At 70.2% G+C, this 23553-nt stretch carries 15 protein-coding genes; 10 read left to right on the top strand and 5 right to left on the bottom strand.

What is annotated here, in order from left to right; translation table 11 throughout:
- The first annotated feature begins 2 nt into the window (after nucleotides 1–2).
- The 6 genes from mtrA (at nucleotide 3) to ACFYY1_RS40340 (ending at nucleotide 7428) form a co-directional block, all read left to right on the top strand.
- A complete protein-coding gene (gene mtrA / locus ACFYY1_RS40365; protein WP_187438793.1) occupies nucleotides 3–692 on the top strand; it encodes a two-component system response regulator MtrA in 690 nt (229 codons plus the stop codon).
- 1 nt (nucleotide 693) lies between these two features.
- Entirely contained in the window at nucleotides 694–2718 is a 2025-nt protein-coding gene (gene mtrB, locus ACFYY1_RS40360) for an MtrAB system histidine kinase MtrB (RefSeq protein WP_388594853.1), read from the top strand.
- Nucleotides 2719–2803: 85 nt separating this feature from the next.
- Nucleotides 2804–4573 carry an LpqB family beta-propeller domain-containing protein gene (locus ACFYY1_RS40355; RefSeq protein ID WP_388594863.1) on the top strand — a complete coding sequence of 590 codons (1770 nt, stop codon included), beginning with the start codon at nucleotides 2804–2806 and terminating at the stop codon, nucleotides 4571–4573.
- A 154-nt stretch (nucleotides 4574–4727) separates the two neighbouring features.
- On the top strand, nucleotides 4728–5483 hold the full coding sequence (locus tag ACFYY1_RS40350; protein ID WP_388594851.1) for a ComF family protein: 756 nt from the start codon (nucleotides 4728–4730) through the stop codon (nucleotides 5481–5483).
- A gap of 322 nt (nucleotides 5484–5805) precedes the next feature.
- Complete coding sequence (gene hpf, locus ACFYY1_RS40345; RefSeq protein ID WP_388594849.1) at nucleotides 5806–6495, top strand: ribosome hibernation-promoting factor, HPF/YfiA family; 690 nt, start codon at nucleotides 5806–5808, stop codon at nucleotides 6493–6495.
- Nucleotides 6496–6678: 183 nt separating this feature from the next.
- Nucleotides 6679–7428, top strand: coding sequence for a response regulator (locus ACFYY1_RS40340; protein WP_388594847.1), 750 nt, complete (start codon nucleotides 6679–6681; stop codon nucleotides 7426–7428).
- Between the two features lie 61 nt (nucleotides 7429–7489).
- Here the strand turns inward: ACFYY1_RS40340 and ACFYY1_RS40335 are convergent, their stop codons facing one another.
- Nucleotides 7490–8665 (bottom strand): winged helix-turn-helix domain-containing protein, encoded by a 1176-nt coding sequence (locus ACFYY1_RS40335; protein WP_388594845.1) that lies wholly within the window; start codon nucleotides 8663–8665, stop codon nucleotides 7490–7492.
- Nucleotides 8666–8732: 67 nt separating this feature from the next.
- Nucleotides 8733–9305 (bottom strand): GNAT family N-acetyltransferase, encoded by a 573-nt coding sequence (locus ACFYY1_RS40330; RefSeq protein WP_388594844.1) that lies wholly within the window; start codon nucleotides 9303–9305, stop codon nucleotides 8733–8735.
- Nucleotides 9306–9545: 240 nt separating this feature from the next.
- Between ACFYY1_RS40330 and secA the strand changes: the two genes are divergently transcribed.
- A complete protein-coding gene (gene secA, locus ACFYY1_RS40325; protein WP_388594843.1) occupies nucleotides 9546–12377 on the top strand; it encodes a preprotein translocase subunit SecA in 2832 nt (943 codons plus the stop codon).
- A gap of 1885 nt (nucleotides 12378–14262) precedes the next feature.
- On the opposite strand, the gene ACFYY1_RS40320 is transcribed toward secA, so the two are convergent.
- Entirely contained in the window at nucleotides 14263–14691 is a 429-nt protein-coding gene (locus ACFYY1_RS40320) for an Rv3235 family protein (RefSeq protein ID WP_388594842.1), read from the bottom strand.
- 291 nt (nucleotides 14692–14982) lie between these two features.
- Here ACFYY1_RS40320 and ACFYY1_RS40315 point away from each other — a divergent pair, with 291 nt between their 5' ends.
- Both ACFYY1_RS40315 and ACFYY1_RS40310 read left to right on the top strand, forming a co-directional pair.
- On the top strand, nucleotides 14983–15489 hold the full coding sequence (locus ACFYY1_RS40315) for a DUF6912 family protein (protein ID WP_388594840.1): 507 nt from the start codon (nucleotides 14983–14985) through the stop codon (nucleotides 15487–15489).
- Nucleotides 15490–15560: 71 nt separating this feature from the next.
- Nucleotides 15561–16232 (top strand): HAD family hydrolase, encoded by a 672-nt coding sequence (locus tag ACFYY1_RS40310; protein ID WP_388594839.1) that lies wholly within the window; start codon nucleotides 15561–15563, stop codon nucleotides 16230–16232.
- A 25-nt stretch (nucleotides 16233–16257) separates the two neighbouring features.
- Here the strand turns inward: ACFYY1_RS40310 and ACFYY1_RS40305 are convergent, their stop codons facing one another.
- Nucleotides 16258–16827: a DJ-1/PfpI family protein gene (locus tag ACFYY1_RS40305; protein WP_266732501.1), complete on the bottom strand. Its 570-nt coding sequence runs from the start codon at nucleotides 16825–16827 to the stop codon at nucleotides 16258–16260.
- A gap of 389 nt (nucleotides 16828–17216) precedes the next feature.
- On the opposite strand from ACFYY1_RS40305, the gene ACFYY1_RS40300 reads away from it, so the two are divergent.
- Nucleotides 17217–22211, top strand: coding sequence for an NAD-glutamate dehydrogenase (locus tag ACFYY1_RS40300; RefSeq protein WP_388594837.1), 4995 nt, complete (start codon nucleotides 17217–17219; stop codon nucleotides 22209–22211).
- 120 nt (nucleotides 22212–22331) lie between these two features.
- Here ACFYY1_RS40300 and ACFYY1_RS40295 read toward each other — a convergent pair whose 3' ends face one another.
- Entirely contained in the window at nucleotides 22332–23534 is a 1203-nt protein-coding gene (locus tag ACFYY1_RS40295) for an FHA domain-containing protein (RefSeq protein ID WP_388594836.1), read from the bottom strand.
- Nucleotides 23535–23553 lie beyond the last annotated feature (19 nt).

Here is a 23553-nt window from a genome sequence, read left to right as displayed (position 1 = left end):
GGATGATGTCGATTATGAAGGGACGCGTCCTTGTCGTCGACGACGACACCGCACTGGCCGAGATGCTCGGGATTGTGCTGCGTGGTGAAGGGTTCGAGCCGTCGTTCGTAGCGGACGGCGACAAGGCACTTGCCGCATTTCGTGAGGCCAAGCCGGACCTGGTCCTGCTCGATCTCATGCTGCCCGGTAGGGACGGCATCGAGGTCTGCAGGCTGATCAGGGCCGAGTCGGGTGTGCCGATCGTCATGCTCACTGCCAAGAGCGACACGGTTGACGTGGTGGTGGGTCTGGAGTCCGGGGCCGACGACTACATCGTCAAGCCGTTCAAACCTAAGGAGTTGGTCGCCCGGATCAGGGCACGTCTGCGGAGGTCCGAGGAACCGGCGCCGGAGCAGCTGGCCATCGGGGACCTGGTCATCGATGTCGCCGGTCATTCGGTGAAGCGGGAGGGGCAGTCGATCGCCCTCACCCCGCTGGAGTTCGACCTGCTGGTCGCGCTCGCCCGTAAGCCGTGGCAGGTCTTCACCCGTGAGGTGCTGCTCGAGCAGGTGTGGGGATACCGCCACGCCGCCGACACCCGGCTGGTGAATGTGCATGTCCAGCGACTGCGTTCCAAGGTCGAGAAGGACCCGGAGCGGCCGGAGATCGTGGTGACCGTCCGAGGGGTCGGTTACAAGGCCGGACCGAGCTGAGATGCCCCCGAGTAGCGCTGCTCCGCAGCCCGGGGAGCCGGGAGTCCGTGTGGAGCGGGCTGCCGGTCCAGGACACGGGGCGTTCCGGATCGGGCGCCTTCTGCAGGGCGGCCGGTTGTTCCATGACCGGGCGCCCGGCGGTCCTGTGCCGCGATTGCTGATGCGTTGGGTGCGGCGTCCGCTGCTGCCCGCCGTACGGCTCTGGCGGCGCAATCTCCAGCTGCGCGTCGTCGCGGGCACGCTGCTCATGTCGCTCGGTGTGGTGCTGCTCCTCGGGTTGGTCGTGATCGGTCAGGTGCGCAACGGTCTGCTCGAGGCCAAGGGCAAGGCCGCCCAGACGCAGGCGGCCGGCGGTTTCGCCGCGGCCCAGGAGAAGGCGAACGCCCCGCTCGCCCCCGGTGGGCAGGGCGGTGACGCGGCGGACGGTGCCACTGCCAACAACTCCTGGCGGACCGAGCTCGTCGACCAGCTCGCCAGCGGCGGCAAGAACGCCTTCAACGTGGTGGCGCTCAGCGCCGACGAGGGAACCCGTGCCCCACGCGGCTCGGGCAGCGTGGAGGCGGCGAGCATTCCGCAGCGCCTGCGGGATGAGGTGAACAAGGGGTCCGGGGCGTTCCAGACGTACTCCGAGATCCAGTACGCGAACGGGCAGCAACCGCAGCCCGGACTTGTCGTGGGCAAGCGGCTCTACGACATCGACCACAATCCGTACCAGCTCTATTACCTCTTCCCGTTGACGCAGGAGGAGAAGTCGCTGACGTTGATCAAGACCACGCTGGCGACCGCGGGACTCTTCGTGGTCGTGCTGCTCGGGGCCATCGCCTGGTTCGTGGTGAGGCAGGTCGTCACGCCCGTGCGCATGGCGGCCGGCATCGCGGAGCGGCTCTCCGCCGGCCGGCTCCAGGAGCGGATGAAGGTCACCGGCGAGGACGACATCGCCCGGCTCGGTGAGGCCTTCAACAAGATGGCGCAGAACCTGCAGCTGAAGATCCAGCAGCTGGAGGAGCTCTCCCGGATGCAGCGGCGCTTCGTCTCCGACGTCTCCCACGAGCTGAGGACCCCGCTGACGACCGTACGGATGGCCGCCGATGTCATCCACGAGGCCCGCAGCGACTTCGATCCGGTGACGGCCCGCTCCGCGGAGCTGCTCGGGGACCAGCTCGACCGGTTCGAGTCGCTGCTCTCCGATCTGCTGGAGATCAGCCGCTTCGACGCGGGGGCCGCGGCGCTGGAGGCGGAGCCGATAGATCTGCGACAGGTCGTACGGCGGGTGATAGGTGGGGCCGAGCCGCTGGCCGAGCGTAAGGGCACCCGGATCCGGGTGGTCGGCGACGAGCAGCCGGTGATCGCGGAGGCCGACGCACGACGGGTCGAGCGCGTCCTGCGCAACCTGGTGGTCAACGCCGTCGAGCACGGCGAGGGTCGTGATGTCGTGGTGCGGATGGGGGTGGCCGGAGGCGCGGTCGCCGTGGCCGTCCGGGACTACGGGGTGGGGCTGAAGCCGGGCGAGGCGACGCGGGTGTTCAACCGTTTCTGGCGGGCGGACCCGGCCCGCGCGCGGACGACCGGCGGTACCGGGCTCGGGCTCTCCATCGCGGTGGAGGACGCCCGGCTGCACGGTGGCTGGCTCCAGGCGTGGGGCGAGCCCGGCGGCGGTTCGCAGTTCCGGCTGACTCTGCCGCGTACGGCGGACGAGCCGCTGCGCGGATCGCCGATACCACTGGAACCCGAGGACTCCCGGCGCAACCGGGAGAACCGTGAGCGGGCCGGGTCCGTGTTGAAGGCCGGGAGCGAGCACCGGCTGACGGCGGTGCCGACCCAGCCCGGCAGCAACGACAGATCCGCGCTGCCCGTGCCGTCCCGCACCCCGGTGGTTTCGCGGACGGCGCCGGCCTCGGTGCATCCGGCGGCCCTTCCGGGGAGCGGCGCACGGGTGGTCGCGCGCCACGCCGAGGACCGGTCGGGCGGCGAATTCGACACTGCGGTGCAGGACCCGGAGCGGGGGGACACGAATCGTGGGGACTGACCGTCGAAAGGACGGCCAAGGCCGCGTGCTGGGGCTGTTCGCGCTGTTCGGGTGCGGTGTGGTGCTGCTGTCCGCGTGCGGCTCGATGCCCGTCACCGGGGACGTCAAGGCTGTCGACGCCTCGCAGCCGGGCGACTCCCAGGTGCAGGTGTACGCCGTCGCGCCACGTGACAACGCCACGCCCAACGAGGTGGTCGACGGCTTCCTGGAGTCCATGACCAGTGATGACCCGAACTTCAGGACGACCCGCCGGTACCTGACGAAGAAGGCGGCCGGGACGTGGAAGCCGAACGCGGTCACCACCGTGCTCACCAAGGCGCCGAACCGGAACGACCGCCCCTTCCGCGACAGCGACCGCAACGTCACCGAGGTCACCTACACGCTGACCGGCGAGAAGGTGGCGACGGTCGACGAGCAGAGCGCCTATCAGCCGCTCGCGCCCACCGACTACAACGAGACCCTGCACCTGGTGAGGGAGAACGGGCCGGGCGGCAAGGAGTGGCGGATCGACCACGTGCCGGACGGTCTGCTGCTCGGACAGTCCGACTTCCGGCGTCTCTACCGCTCCGTCAACAAGTACTACTTCGCGGCGGGGCGGTCCGACGGACAGTCGACGCTGGTCGCCGACCCCGTCTATCTCCGCAGCCGGACGGACCCCGTCACGGGGATGGACACGGTGACGCAGTCCGTCCGCAGCCTCCTCGCGGGGCCGACGAGTTGGCTGCAGCCCGTGGTCGCATCGCGGTTCCCGCCCGGTACGGCGCTGAAGAAGGGGGTCACTTCGCTGGCGCCCGACGATCGCAACGTACTGAAGGTCCCGCTCGACAAGAACGCGGACGGTGTCGGGCAGCGCTCCTGCCGCATGATGGCCTCGCAGATCCTCTACACCCTGAGGGACCTGACGTCCGCCCGGGTCGAGCAGGTCGAACTCCAGCGCTCCGACGGCTCCGCGCTGTGTCTGCTCGGAGCGGACCAGGCGGAGGAGTTCGCTCCTGACGGTTCGTCGAGCGGGCCGGACAGCCAGTACTTCGTCGATGACAAGGGGCATGTGGAGCGGATTCCGGGCAGCAACAAGGGCAGTGGGACCCCGGAGGCCGTGGCCGGTCCGCTCGGTGACGGACCGGTGCGGATGGGCGCGGTCGGTGTGGCCAGGGACGAGCAGTCGGCGGCGGCGGTCTCGCGTGACGGGACATCCTTGTACGTGTCGTCCATCGTCTCGGACGGTGAGCTTCCGGTGGCCTCGGTGACCAGCAGGTCCCACGAGGTGAAGAACCGTCTGTCGGCGCCGAGTTGGGACGGCCGGGGCGACCTGTGGGTGGCCGACCGGGATCGCGACAGGCCCAGACTGCTGAGGCTGGCCGGGGGCACCGGAGCGCCGGAGGAGGTCGCCGTGCCCGACCTGGACGGCGGGCGGATCGAGGCGCTGCGGGTGTCCGCGGACGGAGTGCGGATCGCCCTGCTGGTGACTCAGGACGGCCGCAACACGCTGAAGATCGGCCGGATCGAACGGCGTGGGCGGGCATCGGCGCAGCAGGTGTCGGTGGTGGAGCTGCGCCAGGCCGCGCCGCAGCTGACGGACGTGACCGCGATGTCGTGGTCGGGCCGCAGCCGTCTCGTGGTGGTCGGCAAGGAGCAGGGCGGCGTTCAGCAGGTGCGTTACGTGCAGGCGGACGGCTCGACATCCGCGTCGGGCGTGCTGCCCGGTGTGAACCAGGTGCTGTCGGTCGCGGCGGCGGACGACGAGCAGCTTCCGCTGATGGCGGCGACGTCCAGCGACGGGATCGTGAAGCTGTCGCCCGGTGACAACTGGCAGACGGTGGTCAAGGAGGGCTCTTCGCTGGTCTACCCGGGCTGAGCCGGTCTGCTCGTGCTGGGCTGAGCCGGTCTGCTCGTGCTGAAGCCGCTTTGCGGCCGGGAGCCGCGGGCCGGCCCGGTGCGGGAGCCGCAGGGCCCGGTCCGCGTTTTCCACAGGGGTGGCCCGGTCGCTCAGGGAAGCGCACAGTGGAGTCATGCGGGGGTGGTGGCGGGAGATCTCCGGCCTGGTGCTGCCGGTGTCCTGCGGCGGTTGTGGCAGGCCGCGGGTGCAGTTGTGCGAGGAATGCCGGGCGGAGCTCCACGGCGGGGCACCGCGCCGGGTGGGCCCCGTTCCTCGGCCGCCGGGCCTGCCGGTGGTGCATGCGGCCGCCGCGTACGAGAACGCGGTACGTGCGGTGCTGCTCGCCCACAAGGAGCGGGGCGAGATGGGGCTGGCCGGAGCGCTCGGCAAGGCGCTGGCGGGTGCCGTGCGGGCCGGGACGGGGCATGCCGGGACGGGGCATGCCGGGACGGGGCATGCGGGTGTCGGCGGCCCGCTGTTGCTCGTGCCGGTGCCTTCGGCGCGGCGTGCGGTGGCGGCACGCGGCCATGATCCGACACGCCGGATCGCGCTGGCCGCGGCGGGTGAGCTGAGACGCGGCGGGACCCCGGCCCGGGTGGTCGCGGTGCTGCGGCAGCGGCGTGCGGTGGCCGACCAGGCGGGGCTGGGCGCCGGTCAGCGGCTGGCGAATCTGGCGGGGGCGCTGGAGGTCGCGGCCGGGGGCGAGCGGCTGCTTGCGGCCGGACGGGTGGTGCTGGTGGACGACCTGCTGACGACGGGTGCCTCGCTCGCCGAGGCGGCCGGAGCGGTGGCGGCGTGCGGGCACACCGGTGACGTCCCCGGCAGTGGGCAGGCGGCCGTTGTCGCAGTATCTCCGTCGGCCTTCGAAATAAACCGGAACTGTCAATGAACTTGCATCGTTGCAGGTAGTGAGTGAGAAAAACGTCCCGAACGGAGGTACGTGCGAGTAGCGGGTGCCGACATCCGGCCAGGCAGGCTATGTTCGGTTGTGAGGAATGGTGAATGCCGGACCTCGATGAATGCACCGCCAGGTTTCGGGCAGGCGAAGCACCAGTAGTCCAGAAGCTGGGAATTCGGTGGGGTGGAGACCTCGCCGATGGGGGAGGAGGAGGTGGAAGTCACCGAGTCCGCGGCTCCGGTTGTCACCGGGGCCTGGTGCAAAAGGGAGATGCTCCGCCGATGAGCGGAGCGATCCGGGAACGGAGTTCTGCGTGGACATCGTCGTCAAGGGCCGCAAGACCGAGGTGCCCGAGCGGTTCCGCAAGCACGTGGCCGAGAAGCTGAAGCTGGACAAGATCCAGAAGTTCGACGGCAAGGTGATCAGCCTCGACGTCGAGGTGTCCAAGGAGCCGAACCCCCGTCAGGCCGACCGTTCCGACCGGGTGGAGATCACGCTCCGCTCGCGCGGTCCGGTCATCCGGGCGGAAGCGGCCGCAGGCGACCCGTACGCAGCGCTGGACCTGGCCACCGGCAAGCTGGAGGCGCGGCTGCGCAAGCAGCACGACAAGCGCTACAGCCGCCGCGGCAATGGCCGGATTCCCGCTGCCGAGGTCGGCGAGACCGTGCCGGGGGCGGCGTCGTTCAACGGCGAGGGCGATCTGATCGCCAATGAATCGGCCGAGTCCGTGCCCACCACGAGGTTCGGCTCGCTGGAGGTTCAGGGCGAAGGTCCGCTGGTGATGCGCGAGAAGACGCACGTCGCCGCACCGATGTCGCTCGACCAGGCGCTCTACGAGATGGAGCTGGTCGGGCACGACTTCTATCTGTTCGTCGACTCCGAGACGAAGGAACCCAGTGTCGTCTACCGGCGGCATGCCTATGACTACGGTGTCATCCACCTGAGGACCGACCCGCTGGCCGCCGATGAGGCGGGCGGCGCAGGCGGTGCGCTCGGCGGCTGACGCCACGCTTCCTCGGTGCCCCTGGAGCGTCTGTGCGCCCCCAGGGGCACCCGCGTGCGACCACAGGATCACCGCTCTGACGTCCAGGCATGGAATCATGGCGTCCCAGGCCAATCGGTGCTCTGTGTACTGCCGTTGGCGGACCGTGTGAACTTCAGGCCATGGCCTTCAGGGGGAGGAACGATGGCGGACGCCTTCGGGCCCGTGCGCGTTGCGAATGATGCCGACGACATCGGCGGTGCCGGTGCCGGCGCGGACAGCGGTTTCCGCAGGGAGCCGATCAGGGTCCTCGTGGTGGACGATCACGCGCTCTTCCGCAGAGGTCTGGAGATCGTCCTCGCCCAGGAGGAGGACATCCAGGTCGTCGGCGAGGCGGGTGACGGGTCGGAGGCGGTCGACAAGGCCGCCGATCTGCTCCCCGACATCGTGCTGATGGACGTCCGGATGCCCAAACGCGGCGGCATCGAGGCATGCACGGCGATCAAGGAGGTGGCCCCCAGCGCGAAGATCATCATGCTGACGATCAGCGACGAGGAGGCCGACCTCTACGACGCGATCAAGGCCGGTGCCACCGGTTATCTCCTCAAGGAGATCTCCACGGACGAGGTGGCCACGGCCATTCGCGCGGTCGCCGACGGGCAGTCGCAGATCAGTCCTTCCATGGCGTCCAAACTGCTCACCGAGTTCAAATCGATGATCCAGCGGACCGACGAGCGCCGACTTGTGCCGGCGCCCCGGCTCACCGACCGGGAACTCGAGGTCCTCAAACTCGTTGCAACGGGCATGAACAATCGCGATATCGCGAAGGAACTGTTCATTTCCGAGAACACCGTGAAGAACCACGTCCGCAACATTCTGGAGAAGCTGCAGCTGCACTCCAGGATGGAAGCCGTGGTCTATGCCATGCGGGAGAAGATCCTGGAGATCAGGTGACCCGGCCGGGAAGGCGCGGGGCACCTGGCACAGGGCCGGTCGGGGGCACGGGAATGTGCGCTCAGGCCAGGGCGCGGGCTATTTCCTGAGCGAGCGGTCCGCGCAGTTCCGGTGCGTCGACCCGCTCCAGCCGGACATCCGTACAGCCGACCCAGGACGCCGCCTCCACCAGCGCCTCGGCCATCGGTGCCACGGCCTTCCTGCCCGCCAACGACACCTGCCGGGCGACCAGCGTGCTGCCTTCGCGCGCCGGGTCGACGCGGCCCTGCAGCTTTCCGCCCGCCAGCAGTGGCATCGCGAAATATCCATGGACCCGCTTGGGCTTGGGGACGTAGGCCTCCAGCCGGTGGGTGAAGCCGAAGATCCGCTCGGTGCGCGCCCGCTCCCAGATCAGCGAGTCGAACGGCGACAGCAGCGTCGTACGGTGCCGTCCGCGCGGCTCCGAGGCCAGCGCCGCCGGGTCCGCCCAGGCCGGCTTGGCCCAGCCCTGCACCGTCACCGGCACCAGCCCGGAATCGGCCACCACCGCGTCGAACTGCTCGGCCTTGAGCCGGTGGTAGTCCGCGATGTCCGCGCGGGTGCCCACGCCCAGGGACTGCCCCGCGAGGGCGACCAGGCGACGCAGGCACTCCGCGTCGTCCAGGTCGTCGTGCAGCACGTCGTCGGGCAGGGCACGCTCGGCGAGGTCGTACACCCGCTTCCAGCTGCGCCGCTCGGTGCACACCACCTCTCCGTACATCAGGGCGCGCTCGACGGCGACCTTCGACGCCGACCAGTCCCACCACTCCCCGCCGTTCTTCGCGCCGCCCAGCTCCGTGGCCGTCAGCGGGCCCTCGGCGTGCAGCTGCTTGATCACCGTCTCGTACGCGCCGTCCGGCAGGTCGTGGTGCCAGTGTGGGCGGGAGCGGTAGGCGCGGCGGCGGAAGGCGAAGTGCGGCCACTCCTCGACCGGCAGGATGCAGGCCGCGTGCGACCAGTACTCGAAGGTGCGGCCGCCCGACCAGTACGCCTCCTCGACGGTGCGCCGGCCGACCGCGCCGAGGCGCGCGTACGGAATCAGCTCGTGCGACCGCGCGAGCACCGAGATCGTGTCCAGCTGTACGGCGCCGAGATGGCGCAGAACGCCAGGAACCCCGGCCCTGCGGTCCGGAGCGCCGAGGAAGCCCTGGGCGCGCAGGGCGATCCGGCGCGCCTGGTCGGCGGAGAGTTCAACGGAGGGAGGCGGCACAGGCGTCATGCCCCGAACCCTAGAGGCAGGCACTGACAGGTCGGCCGGGGTTCCCGCCGAATCCCGGCCCGACGGGTCAGGGAGCGGGCAGATAGGTGTCGGTGCCCGGCAGGCCGAGGTCGGACGGGAGCAGCGCGCCGATCCAGGAGTCGCGCCGTACGCCCTTGTTGAGCAGGCCCGACCGCTGGACGCCCTCCATCAGGAATCCGGCCTTCAGCGCCACGGCGTGCGAGGGGGCGTTGCCCACCTCGGCGCGCCACTCCAGCCGGTCGCCGCCCAGCGCGGTGAAGGTCCAGCGGGCGGCGCACAGCACCGCCTCCGTCGTGTAGCCGCGGCCCCGGTACTCCCTTGCGGTCCAGAACCCCACCTCGTACGCGCCCGGCAGGTTGCGGCGATTGATGCCGAGGGCACCGGTCAGGGCCCCGGTCTCGCGCTCGACCACCGCGAAGTTGTACATGGAGTCGTCGTGCCAGCCACCGGGACACAGCTTTCCCGCGAAGAGTTCCGCGTCGGCGCGGCTGTACGGGGAGGGCACGACCGTCCACCGCTGGATGTCCGGGTCCTGACAGGCGGCGTGGACGGTTTCCACGTCGCCGTCGGTGAAGGGGCGCAGCAGCAGGCGGTCGCTGGTGAGGGTGATCGGCTCCATGAAGGGATTCTGGTGAGGGCGCGCTCGGGAAGCGAACACTTTTCGGACTTCCCGGCACCTTCGGCGCTCCCCGGCCGTTGAATCGGATGGGGACAGCAGGGCCAACGCGGCGGCAGCCCTCCCGGGGCGGCGGGGTCCTCGCTTACGATGGCCGTTGCGGTGGGGCCCACCTGCCGTGCCCGCGCCAGAGTCCATAACACGACCCAGTGCCAGGCCCGACCGGCAAGGAGACCAGCCTCAGTGTCCGTCTTCAACAAGCTCATGCGTGCAGGCGAAGGCAAGATCCTGCGCAAACTGCACCGCATCGCGGACCAGGTCAGCTCCATCGAAGAGGACTTCGTCAACCTCTCCGACGCCGAGCTGCGGGCGCTCACCGACGAGTACAAGGAACGGTACGCGGACGGCGAGAGCCTGGACGACCTGCTCCCCGAGGCATTCGCGACCGTCCGTGAGGCCGCCAAGCGGGTCCTCGGACAGCGCCACTACGACGTTCAGATGATGGGCGGCGCAGCCCTCCACCTCGGTTATGTGGCCGAGATGAAGACCGGCGAGGGCAAGACCCTGGTCGGCACCCTGCCGGCGTACCTCAACGCGCTCTCCGGCAAGGGCGTGCACCTGATCACGGTCAACGACTATCTCGCCGAGCGCGACTCCGAACTGACGGGCCGCGTCCACAAGTTCCTCGGCCTGACCGTCGGCTGCATCATCGCGAACATGACGCCGGCCCAGCGCCGTGAGCAGTACGCCTGCGACATCACGTACGGCACGAACAACGAGTTCGGCTTCGACTACCTCCGCGACAACATGGCGTGGTCCGCCGACGAGCTCGTCCAGCGCGGCCACAACTTCGCCGTGGTCGACGAGGTCGACTCGATCCTCGTCGACGAGGCCCGTACGCCGCTGATCATCTCCGGTCCGGCCGACCAGGCCACCAAGTGGTACGGCGACTTCGCCAAGCTGGTCACGCGGCTGACCAAGGGCGAGGCGGGCAACCCGCTCAAGGGCATCGAGGAGACCGGCGACTACGAGGTCGACGAGAAGAAGCGGACCGTCGCCATCCATGAGCCCGGTGTCTCGAAGGTCGAGGACTGGCTCGGCATCGAGAACCTCTACGAGTCGGTGAACACGCCGCTCGTCGGGTACCTCAACAACGCCATCAAGGCGAAGGAGCTCTTCAAGAAGGACAAGGACTACGTCGTCATCGACGGCGAAGTCATGATCGTCGACGAGCACACCGGCCGTATCCTCGCCGGCCGCCGCTACAACGAGGGCATGCACCAGGCGATCGAGGCGAAGGAAGGGGTGGACATCAAGGACGAGAACCAGACTCTCGCCACGATCACCCTGCAGAACTTCTTCCGCCTCTACGACAAGCTCTCCGGCATGACCGGTACGGCGATGACCGAGGCCGCAGAGTTCCACCAGATCTACAAGCTCGGTGTGGTGCCGATCCCGACCAACCGGCCGATGGTCCGTGCCGACCAGTCGGACCTGATCTACCGCACCGAGGTCGCGAAGTTCGCCGCGGTCGTCGACGACATCGCCGAGAAGCACGAGAAGGGCCAGCCGATCCTGGTCGGCACCACCTCGGTCGAGAAGTCCGAGTACCTCTCGCAGCAGCTCTCCAAGCGCGGTGTCCAGCACGAGGTCCTCAACGCCAAGCAGCACGACCGTGAGGCGACGATCGTCGCCCAGGCCGGCCGCAAGGGCGCGGTCACGGTCGCGACGAACATGGCCGGACGAGGCACCGACATCAAGCTCGGTGGCAACCCCGACGACCTCGCCGAGGCGGAGCTGCGCCAGCGCGGCCTCGACCCCGTCGAGCACGTCGAGGAGTGGGCGGCCGCGCTGCCCGCCGCGCTGGAGAAGGCCGAGCAGTCCGTCAAGGCGGAGTTCGAAGAGGTCAAGGAGCTCGGCGGGCTGTACGTCCTGGGTACCGAGCGGCACGAGTCGCGGCGCATCGACAACCAGCTGCGCGGTCGTTCCGGCCGTCAGGGAGACCCGGGCGAGTCCCGCTTCTACCTGTCGCTCGGTGACGACCTGATGCGGCTGTTCAAGGCCCAGATGGTCGAGCGCGTCATGTCGATGGCCAACGTGCCGGACGACGTGCCGATCGAGAACAAGATGGTGACGCGGGCGATCGCGTCGGCCCAGTCGCAGGTCGAGCAGCAGAACTTCGAGACGCGTAAGAACGTCCTGAAGTACGACGAGGTGCTCAACCGGCAGCGTGAGGTCATCTACGGCGAGCGGCGCCGGGTGCTGGAGGGCGAGGATCTGCAGGACCAGATCCGCCACTTCATGGACGACACGATCGACGACTACATCCGCCAGGAGACCGCCGAGGGCTTCGCGGAGGAGTGGGACCTGGACCGGCTGTGGGGCGCGTTCAAGCAGCTCTACCCGGTGAAGGTCACCGTCGACGAGCTGGAGGACGCGGCCGGCGACCGGGCCGGGATCACGGCCGAGTTCATCGGCGAGTCCATCAAGGACGACATCCACGAGCAGTACGACGCGCGCGAGAAGCAGCTCGGCTCGGACATCATGCGTGAGCTGGAGCGGCGTGTGGTGCTGTCCGTCCTGGACCGCAAGTGGCGTGAGCACCTCTACGAGATGGACTACCTCCAGGAGGGCATCGGCCTCCGTGCCATGGCGCAGAAGGACCCGCTGGTCGAGTACCAGCGCGAGGGCTTCGACATGTTCAACGCCATGATGGAGGGCATCAAGGAGGAGTCCGTCGGCTACCTGTTCAACCTGGAGGTCCAGGTCGAGCAGCAGGTCGAGGAGGTGCCGGTGCAGGACGAGGCCGAGCGGACCTCGCTCGTCAAGGAGGACGCGGTGCCGGCGGCGCGTCCGGAGATCCGGGCCAAGGGGCTCGATGCTCCGCAGCGTCCGGACCGGCTGCACTTCTCCGCTCCCACGGTGGATGGGGAGGGTGGGGTCGTCGAGGGCGACTTCTCCAACGGTGAGGGTATGGCCGGGGCCGGGGCCGGGGCCGAGTCCGATGGGCTGACCCGGGCGGAGCGGCGCAAGGCCCAGAAGAACGGTGGGGGCGGGCGGCGCCGTAAGAAGTAGCGGCAGCGGCAGCGGCGGGCGCTGGTGACGTCTTTGGACGTCGTTGCGGTGGTCGCGCCGTAGTTGGGTTGTAGCCGGGGTCGGGCGCGCGAGGAATGGGCGCCCGGCCCCGGCTTTTTGTTTTGCGGTGGTGGGCGTGTTCGGTGGGGCGGGTGGTGGGTGTGTGGGGTGGTGGGCGCGTGGGGGGCGGGCCGTTGCGCGGGGCTTGTCCCCTCCCCGCCCCTTCCCGAAACCGGGGCTCTGCCCCGGACCCCGCTCCTCAATCGCCGGAGGGGCTGAGGAGGGGCCGGGTGGGGCGAGGAGCTGGGGCGGATGGGGTTGGGGCCCAGGTAGGGGCGAGCAGGGCTGAGGGGGAGGGGAGAGGGGGGATGAGTGGGCTGAGGGAAAGGGGAGGGGAGGGCTGGGGAGGGCTGCTGAGGAGAGGCGAGGGGTGAGTGGGGTTGAGGAGGGGCTAGATGGGGCTGAGGAGGCTGGCAATGCCGAAGTGTGGGGTTGGGAGAGGGCTGAGGCGGCGCTGAGCAGGCTGTGGTGGCTTTGAGTGGGTTGGGTAGGGCGAGGTGGCGTTGAGCGGGTTCGGTTGGGCGAGGTTGGGCTGAGCGGGTTGGGTAGGGCGAGGTGGCGTTGAGTGGGTTGGGTAGGGCGAGGTGGGGTGAGAGGTGGGCGAGAGGCGGGGTTGGTAGGGCTGAGGTGGTGCTGGGAGGGGTCGGGTGGGGGCTGCGGTGGGTCAGGCGCCCAGGCGGGCGCTGAGAGGGACCGGGGAGCGCTGAGCTGGCCGGGCAGGGCTGAGGCGGTGCTTGAGAGGGCCGCGCAGGGCTTGAGAGGGCGCTGCGAGGGCCGCGCGGCGCAGGGCTGAGGCGGTACTGAGAGGGGCCGGGCAGGGCAGAGAGGGCGTGAGAGCGGCCGGGCAGGCTGAGGCGGCGCTGAGCGGGCCGCGCAGGGCTGAACGATGATGTTGTCGCCCGTCGCCCGTCGCCCGTCGCCCGTCGCCCGTCGCCCGTCGCCCGTCGCCCGTCGCCCGTCGCCCGTCGCCCGACTTGGCGCTGGGGGTGTGCGGGCTCTCTCCCGCCGGCCGAGAGGCATGTGGCCGGCTCTCGGCCCGTGCCCCGCTCCGTGAGGGGCGCCTCCTCCTAGTCGAAGACCTGGGCCGGCCGTTCTTGAGCCGGGAGGCGTACGTCTTCGACAGGGGCCCGCGCACCTCCTGGGTGACGACGCCCCGGACCCGTAGCCGGCCGATCTCCTTGCGCCCTGGCACGCCGTACCGGGCGTCGGAGGCCCGGCCGAGGAGGGTCGGGGGCGAAGAGGGGCCAGGCAGGGCCGGGCAGGGCCTGAGAGGGACCGGAACAGGTCCCGAAGGGTCCGGGTGCTGAGGGGTGCTGAGGGGTGCTGTGAGGGCCAGGGAGGGCCAGGGAGGGCCAGGGAGGGCCAGGGAGGGCCAGGGAGGGCCGAGGTGGGGTGAGGAGGGCTGGGGTGCGCCCAGAAGGGCCGGGAAGGGCAGAGGGTGGGGCAGGCAGGGGGCGAGGGCTTGGTAGGGGCGGGTGAGAGGCGGAGGCGGGCGGGAAGGGCTGGGGCGGGGATTGTGGTCTCCGGGGGGTCGGCCCCGCCCCGCCCCGGGCCCCAGGGGCGGGCGGGGCGGTGGGGTCGTTGGTTCTTCTGGTTGGTCGGGGCCGTCCCTGTCTTGGTCGGTGCTCCCTTCTCGGGGCTGGTGCGGTGCGTTCGCCGGGCTCAGGGCTGTCCCGCAATCCCTGGCGGATCAGCGTGCGGCGTCGGACGCGGTGCATCGCAAGGCGGAGGGACGCCCGAATACTGGTTGTATTCGGGCGTTCCGACAACGCGGCGAGGTGCCGTGGCCGTCGTCGCGCGCTCGCCAGGGACTACGGGACAGCACCTAGCGGGGCCGGGCCGTCCTCAGGTGTTCGTCGCCGAGTTCCACCGCCGCGCAGCGCCAGCGGAGGTCGGTGCCCTGTTCCAGGCGGAAGGCCATCGCGCGTACCTGTTCGCCCGCCGCGATGCTCGCGAAGGCCTCCACCACGCCCGGGGCCGGCTGGGCGCCGTGGCACATGCGGATGACGGGGCGGGCGCCGCGGGCCCGGAGAGGGGTGCGGGGGGCCAGTTCGGTCAGCTGGTCGTAGGCCTCGCCGATGGTGTGGCCGAGCATCCAGTGCACCGGGCGCTGGCCGCTGAGGACCGCCAGGAGGCGGTCGGCGAACCAGTGGTGCGGGCGTACGCGCCGGGGAGTCCGGGTGCGCTGGGGTGGTACGGCCTCGGGCCTGCGCTGGTCGCGTCGTCCGGCGGGCCGGGTCCTGTTCGTGCTCATCGATCATCGCCCCCGTGCTTCAGAGGCCCGGTGAATACCGGGCGGTAACTTCTGCTGTGGACCTTCTACGGCGACGGCGGAGGAGGCCGCAAGCGGCGGGGGAGCGGCGGGAGCGGCCGGGAGGAATCACCTATCCGGGTGATGAGGCCGGTGCCGGGCGGGGTGTGAGGCGGGCGCGAGGAGGGTGAGGGGCGGTTGCCGGGTGGACGGGGCGGCATCGGTGCACGTGACCCCAAAGGGGGACGTCACACGTATCCTGAGGGCGTTTCCGACTACGAAAGCGGCCCGGCCATGCGCGTGTACGTCCCCCTGACCCTGTCCGGTCTCGCAGCGGCGCACCGGGCGGGCGAAATCGGTCCCGGTCCGCTCACCGCGTACGCGGTGACGCCCGCACTGCGCGAGTGGTACGTCTCGGACGACATCGAGGAGCTGGAGTACGCGGCGCTCAACCGGGCCGCCTCCGCCTCGCTGCGCATGATCGCGCAGAACCCCGGCGCGGTGCGCAGGCGCGTCGTCGTCGCCGTCGAAGTGCCGGACGGCGCGGCCGTCGCCGACCCGGACCACAGCCTCGACCCGTCCTCGCTCGGCGAGGTGCGGATCGCGTCCGCCGTGGCGCTCGCCAAGGCCGCCGCGGTGCATGTCGACGCGGACGACGCGGAGAAGGACGTCGCGGCGGCGGCCGCGGCGCTGGGGGCGGCGGACCTCGGGGACGACGACGCGCAGTTCACCGTGGACGGCGCCGAGGACCACGAGCTGCTCTGGTTCGGCATCCAGGAGATTCCGAATCTGATTTCCTGAGGAGCCGATCGCCCGGGGGGAAGAGAAGCAGAGGGCGAACGGGTGTCCTAGGGGGCGGGTACTTTCTATGCATGGGGAAGCAAGGGAAGCACCGCACTCATCTGGTCTGGGACTGGAACGGCACACTGCTCGACGACAACGACGCGGTCATCGGCGCGACCAACGCCGCGTTCGGTGAGGTCGGCCTGGCGCCGATCACCCTTGCGCAGTACCGCGAGATGTACTGCGTCCCGATACCCCGCTTCTACGAACGGCTGATGGGCCGACAGCCCACGGAGGCCGAGTGGGAGCGGATGGACGGGATCTTCCACCAGCACTACACCGAGCGGCGGGCCGCCTGCGGGCTCACCGAAGGGGCCGAGGAGCTTCTCACCCAGTGGCAGCTGGGCGGGGGCAGCCAGTCGCTCCTGAGCATGTACGGCCACGACCAGCTGGTCCCCGTGGTGCGGGGGTACGGCATCGAGCGGCACTTCCTGCGGGTCGACGGGCGCACCGGGCCCTCCGGCGGCAGCAAGGCCCGCCACATGGAGCGGCACATCGCCGCGCTGGACGGGATATCCGCCGCGTACACGGTGGTCATCGGGGACGCGGTGGACGACGCCGTGGCCGCGGCCCACGTCGGGGCGAAGGCGGTGCTCTACACCGGCGGGTCGCACAGCAGGACCAGCCTGGAGGCGGCCGGGGTGCCGGTGGTGGACAGTCTGGCCGAGGCCGCGCAGCTCGCCGAGCAGATCGCCGGCTGAGAAGGCGGGCCCGGCGGGGGGAGCGTCAGGTCGTCACCGGGGCCTTCGTGCGCAGGACCTTCAGGAACTCGCGCATCCACGCCGAGTGGTCGGGCCAGGCACGGGAGGAGACCAGTACGCCGTCCACCACCACCTCGTGGTCCTCGAAGGTGGCGCCCGCCGTCTGCATGTCGAGCTCCAGCGCGGGATACGCGGTGACGTGCCGGCCGGTCAGCGCACCGACCGCCGCGGTCATCAGCGGGCCGTGGCAGATCTGGGCCACCGGCCGGTCGGAGTCGAAGAACGCCTTGAGGATCTTGCGCAGCTCGGCGTCGTTGCGCAGATACTCGGGCGCCCGGCCGCCCGGGACGACCACCGCCACGTAGTCCCCGGGGTCGACCTCGGAGAACGCCAGGTCGGCCGGCCAGGTGTAGCCGGGCTTCTCGGTGTACGTGTCGAAGCCGGGCTCGAAGTCGTGGACCACGAAGCGGAGCGTCTTGCGGGTGGGGGCCGCGATGTGGACGTCGTACCCCTCCTCGCGCAGCCGCTGGTAGGGGTAGAGCACTTCCAGGGACTCGGCGGCGTCGCCGGTGACGATCAGGATCTTCGGTGCCATGGCGGGGCTCCCACGGGTCGTCGGCCTGTTCCGCCTACCAGAGTGCGGCAATACGGACGCGCGCGCTGTCCAGAGTGTCAAAGTTCGGGCCCATCTTTTTACACAAACGGCTCGTGACGGTCATGGGGGCAGCCGATATAGCCTGGACCCCGTGATCAGCGCGATACGCCTCGGGGGCAGCGAAGCCCCCGGCCTGCGCCCGGAGTGCCACAGCACCCGGGCCGTCGCTGATTCCCCCAGCCCCGGCCGAATGTCAAAAATGGACGATTCGGCCCCGGGCGTCTCTCATAGCGGCATAGCGTCGACTCAGACCGGATACCCCGTGTCGTGGCGGTACGTCGTCTTTTCCACCTACGTCACGCAACGGCGCGCGACAGGAGCCAGAGGACATGCAGACCAAGCTGGACGAAGCCAAGGCCGAGCTGCTCGCACGGGCGGCGCAGGTAGCTGACAGCAGCCCGGGCGGTGGTGTCGGTGGCCCGGGCGGAACCTCCCGGGTGCGTGTCGCGGCCACCGGGGCCGAGCAGGAGCGCCCCGGACAGGACGTGCTCCTCTCCTACCTCCAGCGCTACTACCTGCACACCGCCCCGGAGGACATCGCGGGCCGCGACCCCGTGGACGTCTTCGGTGCGGCCTCCTCCCACTACCGGCTGGCCGAGACGCGTCCGCAGGGCACGGCGAACGTCCGGGTGCACACCCCGACCGTCGAGGAGAACGGCTGGACGTGCAGCCACACGGTGGTCGAGGTCGTCACCGACGACATGCCGTTCCTGGTCGACTCCGTCACCAATGAACTGTCCCGGCAGGGGCGCGGCATCCATGTCGTGATCCACCCGCAGGTCGTCGTACGCCGTGACGTCACCGGCAAGCTCATCGAGGTACTTGCCGAGGGCAACGGCATCGCCACGGGCCGCAAGGGCGCCGAGGACAAGAAGACCGAGCTGCCGCACGACGCGCTCGTCGAGTCCTGGATCCACGTCGAGATCGACCGCGAGACCGACCGCGCCGACCTCCAGCAGATCTCCGCCGACCTGCTGCGCGTGCTGTCCGACGTGCGGGAGACCGTCGAGGACTGGGACAAGATGCGCGACGCCGCGCTGCGCATCGCCGACGACCTGCCCGGCGAGCCGCTCGACGACCTCGGCGACGAAGAGGTCAACGAGGCCAGGGAGCTGCTGCGCTGGCTCGCCGCCGACCACTTCACCTTCCTCGGCTACCGCGAGTACGAGCTGAAGGACACCGACTCGCTGGCCGCCGTCCCCGGCACCGGCCTCGGCATCCTGCGCTCCGACCCGCACCACAGCGTCGACGAGGCGCACCCCGTCAGCCCGTCCTTCGACCGGCTGCCCGCCGACGCCCGGGCCAAGGCCCGCGAGCGCAAGCTCCTCGTCCTCACCAAGGCCAACAGCCGCTCCACCGTCCACCGCCCCAGCTACCTCGACTACGTCGGGGTGAAGAAGTTCGACGCGGACGGCAACGTCATCGGTGAGCGCCGCTTCCTCGGCCTGTTCTCCTCCGCCGCCTACACCGAGTCCGTGCGCCGGGTGCCCGTCATCCGCCGCAAGGTCGCCGAGGTGCTGGAGGGCGCGGGCTTCTCGCCCAACAGCCACGACGGCCGCGACCTGCTCCAGATCCTGGAGACGTACCCGCGCGACGAGCTCTTCCAGACCCCTGTCGACCAGCTGCGCTCCGTCGTCACCTCCGTGCTGTACCTCCAGGAGCGCCGCCGGCTGCGGCTCTACCTGCGCCAGGACGAGTACGGCCGCTACTACTCCGCGATCGTCTACCTGCCGCGCGACCGCTACACCACCGGTGTGCGGCTGCGCCTGATCGACATCCTCAAGGAGGAACTGGGCGGCACCAGCGTCGACTTCACCGCCTGGAACACCGAGTCGATCCTCTCCCGGCTGCACTTCGTCGTCCGCGTCGCACCCGGCACCGAGCTGCCCGACCTCACCGACGCCGAGGCCGACCGCATCGAGGCCCGGCTCGTCGAGGCCGCCCGCTCCTGGGCCGACGGTTTCCAGGAGGCGCTGGGCGCCGAATGCGGCGAGGAGCGCGCCGCCGAGCTGCTGCGCCAGTACGGCCACTCCTTCCCCGAGGGCTACAAGGCCGACCACACGCCGCGCTCCGCCGTGGCCGACCTGGTCCACCTCGAAGCGCTCAAGAAGGACGAGAAGGACTTCGCCCTCAGCCTGTACGAGCCGGTCGGCGCCGCCCCCGGCGAACGCCGCTTCAAGATCTACCGGACCGGCGAGCAGGTCTCCCTGTCCGCCGTGCTCCCGGCCCTCCAGCAGCTCGGCGTCGAGGTCGTCGACGAGCGCCCGTACGAGCTGCGCTGCGCCGACCGTACGCACGCCTGGATCTACGACTTCGGGCTCCGGATGCCGCAGGCGACCGGTAACGGCAACTACCTCGCCGACGACGCCCGGGACCGCTTCCAGGACGCCTTCGCCGCCGTGTGGACCGGTGAGGCCGAGAACGACGGCTTCAACTCGCTGGTGCTGGGCGCCGGCCTGAACTGGCGCCAGGCGATGGTGCTGCGCGCCTACGCGAAGTACCTGCGCCAGGCCCGGTCGCCGTTCAGCCAGGAGTACATGGAGAGCACGCTCCGCAACAACGTCCACACCACCCGGCTGCTGGTCTCGCTCTTCGAGGCCCGGATGTCCCCGGAGCGCCAGAGCGCCGGCACCGAGCTGACCGACGGCCTGCTCGAAGAGCTCGACGGGGCCCTGGACCAGGTCGCCTCGCTCGACGAGGACCGGATCCTGCGGTCCTTCCTCGTCCTCATCAAGGCCACCCTGCGCACCAACTTCTTCCAGCGCGGGGACGACGGCAAGCCGCACGGCTACGTCTCGATGAAGTTCGACCCGCAGTCCATCCCGGACCTGCCGGCCCCCCGGCCGGCCTTCGAGATCTGGGTCTACTCGCCGCGCGTCGAAGGTGTGCACCTGCGCTTCGGCAAGGTCGCCCGAGGCGGTCTGCGCTGGTCGGACCGGCGGGAGGACTTCCGTACGGAGATCCTCGGCCTGGTCAAGGCGCAGATGGTGAAGAACACCGTCATCGTGCCGGTCGGCGCCAAGGGCGGCTTCGTCGCCAAGCAGCTCCCGGACCCGGCCGTCGACCGTGACGCCTGGATGGCCGAGGGCATCGCCTCGTACCGCACCTTCATCTCGGCGCTGCTCGACATCACCGACAACATGGTGGCCGGCGAGGTCGTGCCGCCCGTCGACGTCGTCCGGCACGACGAGGACGACACCTACCTGGTCGTCGCCGCCGACAAGGGCACCGCGAGCTTCTCCGACATCGCCAACGAGGTCGCCGTCGGGTACGGCTTCTGGCTCGGCGACGCCTTCGCCTCCGGCGGCTCCGCCGGCTACGACCACAAGGGCATGGGCATCACCGCCCGCGGCGCCTGGGAGTCCGTCAAGCGGCACTTCCGCGAGCTGGGCCACGACACCCAGACCGAGGACTTCACCGTCGTCGGCGTCGGTGACATGTCCGGTGACGTCTTCGGCAACGGCATGCTGCTCTCCGAGCACATCCGGCTCGTCGCCGCCTTCGACCACCGGCACATCTTCATCGACCCGACCCCGGACGCCGCCACCTCGTACGCCGAGCGCCGCCGGCTGTTCGAGCTGCCGCGCAGCTCCTGGGCCGACTACAACAAGGACCTGCTCTCCGCGGGCGGTGGCATCCACCCGCGCAGCGCCAAGTCCATCCCGGTCAACGCGCACATCCGCGAGGCGCTCGGCATCGAGCCGGGCATCACCAAGATGACGCCCGCCGAGCTGATGCAGACCATCCTCAAGGCCCCCGTGGACCTGGTGTGGAACGGCGGCATCGGTACGTACATCAAGTCCTCCGCCGAGTCGAACGCGGACGTCGGCGACAAGGCCAACGACGCGATCCGCGTCAACGGCGAGGACCTGCGGGCCAAGGTCGTCGGCGAGGGCGGCAACCTCGGTGCCACCCAGCTCGGCCGGATCGAGTTCGCCCGCGGCGGCGGCCGGATCAACACCGACGCGATCGACAACAGCGCCGGCGTGGACACCTCCGACCACGAGGTGAACATCAAGATCCTGCTCAACGGCCTGGTCCGGGACGGCGACATGACCGTCAAGCAGCGCAACAAGCTGCTCGCCGAGATGACCGACGAGATCGGCCGTCTGGTGCTGCGCAACAACTATGCGCAGAACGTGGCGCTCGCCAACGCCACCGCCCAGTCGCCCTCGCTGCTCCACGCCCACCAGCGCTTCATGCGCCGGCTGGGCCGCGACGGCGACCTCGACCGCGGTCTTGAGTTCCTGCCCGCCGACCGTCAGATCCGTGAGCTGCTCAACACCTCCAAGGGGCTCAGCCAGCCCGAGCTGGCCGTGCTGCTCGCGTACACCAAGATCACGGCGGCCCGGGAGCTGATCCGGACCAGCCTGCCGGACGACCCGCACCTGCAGAAGCTGCTGCACGCCTACTTCCCGGAGCAGCTGCGCGCGCAGTTCCCCGAGGCGGTCGACGGGCACGCGCTGCGGCGCGAGATCATCACCACGGTCCTGGTCAACGACACCGTGAACAGCGGTGGTTCGACCTTCCTGCACCGGCTGCGGGAAGAGACCGGTGCCTCGATCGAGGAGATCGTGCGGGCCCAGTTCGCGGCCCGTGAGATCTTCGGCCTCGGCCAGGTGTGGGACGCCGTGGAGGCGCTCGACAACGAGGTCGCCGCCGATGTGCAGACCCGGATCCGGCTGCACTCGCGCCGGCTCGTCGAGCGCGGTTCGCGCTGGCTGCTCGGCAACCGGCCGCAGCCGCTGGAGATCGCCGCGACGGTCGACTTCTTCAAGGAGGGCGTCGACAAGGTCTGGGCCGAGCTGCCCAAGATGCTGATGGGCACCGACCTGGACTGGTACCAGTCGATCCTGGACGAGCTCACCGAGGCGGGCGTCCCGGGCGAGCTGGCCCAGCGGGTCGCCGGATTCTCCTCCGCCTTCCCGGCGCTGGACATCGTGGCGATCGCGGAGCGCACCGGCAAGGACCCGCTCGCCGTCGCCGAGGTGTACTACGACCTCGCGGACCGGCTCGGCATCACCCAGCTGATGGACCGGATCATCGAGCTGCCGCGGGCCGACCGCTGGCAGTCCATGGCCCGCGCCTCCATCCGCGAGGACCTGTACGCCGCGCACGCCGCGCTCACCGCGGACGTGCTGGCGGTCGGCAACGGGACCTCCACGCCGGAGGAGCGGTTCAAGGCGTGGGAGGAGAAGAACGCGGCGATCCTCACCCGGTCCCGCTCCACGCTCGACGAGATCCAGGGGTCGGACGCGTTCGACCTGGCGAACCTGTCGGTGGCGATGCGGACGATGCGCACCCTGCTCCGTACGCACGCGTAGCCGGTGGTCGAGGGCTGGTAGTCGGTAGGTGAGGGGAGGCGGTCGCCGGAGGTCCGGTGGCCGCCTCCCCTCTGTTCCGTTGTCACGGTGCGGGCTGTTCCGTTGTCGCGGTGCGGGGCGTCAGTACATGCGGGTCTCGGCTGCCGCCTCCGGCGGGGGCGGCTGGCGGCGCTGCCATTCCTGGGCCAGTTCGGTCGGGAAGCGGCGGCCGCTGCGGGCCAGGATCACGCCCTCGACCAGCCGGAGCTCGTCCCCGCCGTGGTACTGCCGCTCGGCCGTGCCGAGCTTCTTCCACGGGCCCGGACCCGATCTGCCGGCCGTCGAACGCCACCGGGTGCCGTAGGTGCTGTGGTCCCGTACGTGGACGATGCCGCCGGTCACCCGCAGCTCGACGTGGGCGCGGCTGAGGCCGGCGGTGCGGTGCTCGGGAACCAGGTCGTGCAGGGATATGCCGCCCTTGCCGGGGGCCCGGCCGACCTTCACCGTCGTGCCGTCCTCCAGCGTGAACCGGGCCTTCACGTCGCCCTCCACCAGGAGCTTCAGCTGGACGGTCGCCGTGCGCGGGCCGTCGTCGACCAGCGGGGTGCCGTGGCTCTGGCAGTGGGGTACGCCCCTGAGCACGCGGGGCAACAGGGCGGCGCTGCCCTTGTGGGTGTCGTAGAGGGTGCAACGGCGGTCCGTACAGCGCCAGTTGCGGCTGACCACGTCGAAGCGGGGGGTGCGGTGCGGGCCCAGCAGCCCCATCTTCTTCAGCACGTCCTCCTCCATCTTCCTGGAGATGTCCAGCGCGCTGGCCACCCCCATGTCGACGGGGACCAGCCGGACCTTGCCGCCATCGGCCGGGACCGGCTCCAGGAAGTCGTCGGTATTGCCCTGGAGCCAGGGGTGCGATTCGCGGTGGCCGCGGAATCGGTCGCCGGTGATGACGGGGATGCCGGTGTACGCGCACAGTTCGAGCAGGCGGTCGTCGGCGTCCGGCAGCTCCTCGACCAGGCCGTCGTCCACCCAGCGGCCGAGCAGCCGGATATCGGCGGGATCGGTGAACTCCCGGCGTCCGCCGAGCCGCAGGCTGGCGTCCGCGACCAGGTACAGCTTGACGTCCGGATCCCGGGCGAGCTTCTTCGCGGCGTCCACGAGGAGCCGCAGCCGGCGCAGGGAGCGCGCACCGGGTTCGCCCAGCGTGTGGTTGCGCACGACGTTGGACAGATCCACCAGGAAACAGGCCGCGCTGAAGTCGGTGGTGAGGTGGTCCTCCATCGAGATCGCCTTCCCGGAAGTCCCGTCGAAGTACTTCTGAAGTCTCTGTTCGGAAGCTGACGGCATGTTAAGACCGATGTGGTGC

This window comes from Streptomyces sp. NPDC001890 (genome assembly GCF_042891445.1).
GTDB lineage: Bacteria > Actinomycetota > Actinomycetes > Streptomycetales > Streptomycetaceae > Streptomyces.
The sequence above is the reverse complement of the archived record's forward strand: the minus strand, read 5'-3'. Positions and strand labels throughout refer to the sequence as shown.